We start from the raw sequence: 5377 nt of genomic DNA, 5'->3' as shown, positions 1-5377 counted from the left end.
GAGATGAGGGAATCAAAAAGGTAGTTGAACTGGGAAAAAATGCCGAATACGGCAAAATGGAAACCTATTCAATATTTCCCGGAATAATCCTGTCCTATATTGATATGCACATTGAAAATATGGAAAATGTTTTTTTCGAGGATAACATCTCATCAAGGATGCTTGAAATCAACCACTGTGCTTCAGGCAGATATGCCTATCAGGTCGGGGATGACAGGATAATATACTTTGAAAAAGGAGATTTGTGCATAAGCATTTCCGATGTCACAAAATCTGTTTCCGATTTTCCTCTGGGCTATTATAAGGGTTTGGAGATTTTCATGGACATTGATGTTGCAAATGAATACATCAAAAGATATCTTCCCGATTTTGACATAGTTGAGTTTTATGAAGGTTTGAAGAAAAGCAACGGTTATGTTTTAGTAAGGGCCAATGAACGCATTGACCATGTAATCGGTGAGCTTTATGATGTTGATGAGCGAATTAAACTGGATTATTTTAGACTGAAATGCATCGAGCTGCTTTTGTTTTTCTCAATTACCGAGTTTAGGGACAATGATAAACTTTCTCTTTCAAGAAAACAGGCCGATATTGTTGAAAACGTTAAGAATGATTTAATAAATGACCTGGAAAGTCAAATCACCATTGATGAGCTGGCTTCAAAATATGCAATCAGCAAGACCTCACTTAAAAATTGTTTCAGGGAAGTTTACGGAAAGCCGATTTTTAGATGGAGAAAGGAGTACAGGCTTGATTATGCCTGTAAACTGATTGAACAGGATGAGCTGACAATTTCTGAAATTTCAAAAAGGGTAGGTTATTCATCACCTTCCAAATTTAGTCAGGCATTCAAGGATTATGTCGGCTGCACACCTTCCGAATTTAGAAAATAATCTTTTGTCTTTTTGGTATAGTAATCGCCTTTTTAGTTCAAAAATATTTATATACTAATTTTATTCATACTTTAAATTGAATATTGGTTTACCTAATTAATTTTAACAAAACTACTTTAATTTAGGCTTTTATTTCTTTTTTAAGCAATTTTAGTGTTTTGTCTTTTCAGATTAATTTTAATTTTTTAGGTATACCTAAATTAACTTATTAGGAGATTTAAATGTCAAAAACTCAAAGTAAAAATAAATTTATACGATTACTTAACTTTTCTGGTAACTATAAATATTTGTCCATCATTGGGATGGTGTTATCAGCTTTAAGTGCTATATGTTTATTGATTCCATTCATTTATATCTGGGATGTGGTTAATGCATTGTTGACTGTTGCCCCGGATTTCACAAAAGCCCAAAACCTGGGGGAATATGCATTCAATGCATTCCTTTTCGCAGTTTTGGGAATAGCACTAAACTTCTGCGGATTGATGGGAACACACTTATCAGCATTTAAAAATGAAAAGAACATGAAAGATGCAGCAGTCAAACACCTGCTCAAACTCCCGCTCGGATACTTTTCAAACCACACAAGCGGAGGACTTAGAAAGGTAATTGACTATTCAACTGCAAAAACCGAAACATTTCTGGCCCACCAGCTATTTGATCTGACCGGAGCCATCGTAACCCCAATAGCATTTTTAATATTGCTCTTCAGTTTCGACTGGATTTTGGGAGTTGTCTGTCTTATTCCGATAATATTATGTTTCCTTTTCATGTACCCTATGTTTTCAAAGGAATCCCAGAATATCATGGCCGAATATCAGATGTATCTTGAAAAGATGAACGGCGAAGCGGTTGAATATGTAAGGGGAATACCCGTTACCAAAGCATTTCAGCAAAGTGTCTATTCATTTAAAAACTTCATAACCGCAATCAGAAACTACGGTAAATTCTCAGCAGAATATTCACTGTCCACACAGCTTCCGATGACTGCATTTACAGTATCAATCAACGGATTTTTCGCATTGCTGATTCCTGCAGGAATACTTCTTGCAGGATCTCTGGTGGATGTGAAATTCTTTGCAAATTTCATGTTTTATATAATATTCACTCCAATTTGTGCAGTGATGATGAACAGGATAATGACAGTTTCACAGGATTGGATGATGGCAAGCTATGCACTGGACGGCATTGAAGCTATTCTAAACGAAAAACCTCTTCCAGAAGCTATTAATCCTCAAAAGCCTAAAAACCATTCAATTTCATTTGAAGGAGTCTATTTTGACTATGACGATACAGACTCAGATGAACACATCCTGAATGATGTAAATCTCAAGATAGATGAAAACGATTCAGTTGCACTGGTCGGACCTTCAGGTGGTGGAAAAACCACAATAGCATCATTGATTCCAAGATTCTGGGACGTTAAAGAAGGTTCAATCAAGGTCGGTGATGTGGATGTAAGGGACATCTCAACAAGGGAACTTATGGAAAACATCTCATTCGTATTCCAGAACACTACACTGTTCAAGGATTCAATTTACAATAACGTTGCAATAGGTAGAAAAGGAGCTTCAAGGCAAGATGTTAAAAAGGCATTAAGCCTCGCCCAATGTGATGATATTATTTCAGAGCTTCCAGACGGAATTGATACTGTTATCGGAAGTGAAGGAACCTATCTTTCAGGAGGCCAGCAGCAGAGAATTGCACTTGCAAGGGCAATACTGAAAGACGCCCCAATCATCATTTTAGATGAAGCAACAGCACTCGCTGACCCTGAAAACGAATACATGATTCAAAAGGCGATTTCTGAAATTACAAAGGACAAGACCGTAATCATGATTGCCCACAGGCTGTCAACAGTAAGAAACGTTGACAAGATTTACGTTATTGACAACGGAAGAATTGTCGAAGAGGGAAATCATGATTCATTGGTTGAAGAAAACGGACTTTATTCAAGAATGTGGGATGAATTTAACCAGTCTATCCAATGGAAAGTAAAAAGCGAGGTGGCATTATGATATCTGAATTTTTCCAGAAAAGATTCGGACTTACACAGGACGGTTCTGAAAATCTAATCAAAGGAATTGCCTATACCATGCTTTTAGACATTTCCTTCATGTTTCCTGTAGGATTATACGCTCTTTTAATCTATATGTGGGTAGAACCATTGACAGGAGGCGAAATAGTCGAACCAAATCTTGGAATGTTTATACTGCTGATATTGATTGTTTTAGGAATAATATTCGCATTTGCATGGAAACAGTATCATTTCGTTTTCAACACAACCTATGTTGAAAGTGAAAACAGAAGAGTCAATCTTGGTGAAAACTTAAGAAAATTGCCTCTGTCATTTTTTGAAAACAGGGATCTTGCAGATTTAACCTCAACAATAATGAATGACTGCACAGATTTGGAACATGTCTTTTCACATGCCGTTCCGCAGCTTTTGGGCTCCATTCTTTCACTGTGTCTGGTTGCCATAGGCATGTTTGTATTTGACTGGAGACTGGCCATAGCGCTCCTTTGGGTGGTTCCTGTTGCATTTGTAATATTGTATATCTCAAAAGGACTAATCTACAAAGGCGGAGATTTGGTGCTGAAGGATTTGCTTAACTGCGGCGATGCAATGCAGGAATGCATAGAATCCATCAGGGATTTGAAATCATACAACTATGATGATGAATACTATGGCAAAATAAGCGGTCTGACATCAATAATTGAAAAGTCAAGGCTAAAATCAGAGCTGATGTCAGCTGCAGGTGTTGTAACAGGAAAAGTAGTCTTAAACCTTGGAATAGTTTCAGTAATTCTTTTAGGTTCCTACTTGATTTTAAACTCACAGGTGTCAATTTTTACACTGTTAATCTTCCTGATAGCATCAGCAACTGTTTATTCACCTCTGGAAAACGGTTTGATGTTTTTAGCTGAAATATTGATGATGGACAATAAGATTGCAAGAGCTCAGGAAATTGAAAGCCTTGTAGTCGAAGGAGGGCTAACAGATTATGAACTGGACGGATATGATGTTGAATTCAGGAATGTTAACTTCAATTATGATGATTTAAAGGATGTTCTAACCGACATATCATTCACTGCACGTCAGGGTGAAGTGACAGCTCTTGTCGGACCGTCCGGAGGAGGTAAATCAACAGTTTCAAAACTTGCTGCAAGATTTTGGGATCCCGTTTCAGGTGAAGTATGTCTTGGAGGTCAGGATTTATCCAAGCTGGACTCAGAAAAACTTCTGGAAAACTTTTCCATAGTGTTCCAGGATGTAATTCTCTTTAACAACACAATTCTGGAAAACATTCGTGTCGGAAGAAAGGATGCAACAGATGATGAAGTCATTCATGCGGCTAAACTAGCGGAATGTGATGAATTTGTAGCAAAGCTTCCTGACGGATACGATACAGTAATTGGTGAAAACGGAGAGCTTTTATCAGGCGGTCAGAGACAGAGAATATCAATTGCAAGGGCACTTCTAAAGGATGCCAATGTAATTCTATTGGACGAGGCCACATCATTTTTGGATGTTGAAAACGAATCAAAAATCCAAAAGGCACTCTCTGAGCTAATTAAAAACAAAACAGTAATCATAATTGCACACAGAATGCGTACAATCGCCAATGTAGACAAGATTGTTGTTTTGGATGATGGAAGAATTGCAGAACAGGGTTCACCTGACGAACTGATAGCTAATGACGGACTGTTTAAAAGGATGGTCGATTTGCAAAACTTAAGCGGAGAATGGAAAATATAATTCTCCCGTTAACTCTCATTATATGATAAAAAATTTAGGAGGAAATTTTAATGAGCGAAAGATTTGAAGTAAAGGATTTAATCACTGTAGGTATATTTTCAGTGATAATGATTGTTTTAATTTTCATATGCGGCATGCTGGGATATATTCCAATATTGATGATAGGTCTTCCGATAATTGGTGCACTGGTTTGCGGAATCCCCTACATGCTGTATTTAACAAGGGTAAACAAGTTTGGAATGGTTACATTAATGGGTTTGATTTTAGGAATTATAATGTTTTTAAGCGGCCATACCTGGATACCAATAATAGTATTTACATTATGCGCATTTGTAGCTGATTTAATCTTGAAAATGGGAAACTACTCTTCAATAAAACACTCCATTGTAAGTCATGGTGTTTTCATTTTGGGAGTATTTGGAAACATGCTTCCGTTTTTCATCTTAAGGGATTACTTTGTAGAGTCAATCCGCGCATCAATGGGATCAGACTATGTAAATGTAATCCTGCCGTTTTTAACCAATGAAATGTTGATTGTATTGATAATTGTAACATTTATAGTTGGAATCTGCAGTGCATATGTAGGTAAAATCGTTTTGAAAAAACATTTTGAAAAGGCAGGAATTGCATAAGGCGATATTATGGGATTGGAACTAAGCTTTAAACTGGACCCTAGAACCAAGATAATTATTCTTGCATTAATAAGTTTCATGGTTTTTAATGATAC

At 36.8% G+C, this 5377-nt stretch carries 4 protein-coding genes and 1 pseudogene; all 5 read left to right on the top strand.

The features are described 5' to 3' along the window. A partial coding sequence (locus E7Z77_RS09570) for an AraC family transcriptional regulator (RefSeq protein WP_292753495.1) occupies nt 1-893 on the top strand: 893 nt, incomplete at its 5' end. Between the two features lie 221 nt (nt 894-1114). Next, the gene (locus tag E7Z77_RS09565) at nt 1115-2908 is read left to right on the top strand and encodes an ABC transporter ATP-binding protein (protein WP_292753492.1); all 1794 of its coding nucleotides are present in this window, start codon (nt 1115-1117) and stop codon (nt 2906-2908) included. Beyond that, nucleotides 2905-4650: an ABC transporter ATP-binding protein gene (locus tag E7Z77_RS09560; RefSeq protein ID WP_292753489.1), complete on the top strand. Its 1746-nt coding sequence runs from the start codon at nt 2905-2907 to the stop codon at nt 4648-4650. The genes E7Z77_RS09565 and E7Z77_RS09560 overlap by 4 nt, the downstream gene beginning before the upstream one ends. 50 nt (nt 4651-4700) lie before the next feature. After that, on the top strand, nt 4701-5282 hold the full coding sequence (locus tag E7Z77_RS09555; protein WP_292753486.1) for an MptD family putative ECF transporter S component: 582 nt from the start codon (nt 4701-4703) through the stop codon (nt 5280-5282). 9 nt (nt 5283-5291) lie between these two features. After that, nucleotides 5292-5377, top strand: a pseudogene (locus E7Z77_RS09820) (energy-coupling factor transporter transmembrane protein EcfT); the annotation flags it as partial.

This window comes from Methanobrevibacter sp. (genome assembly GCF_015062985.1).
GTDB lineage: Archaea > Methanobacteriota > Methanobacteria > Methanobacteriales > Methanobacteriaceae > Methanocatella.
The sequence above is the reverse complement of the archived record's forward strand: the minus strand, read 5'-3'. Positions and strand labels throughout refer to the sequence as shown.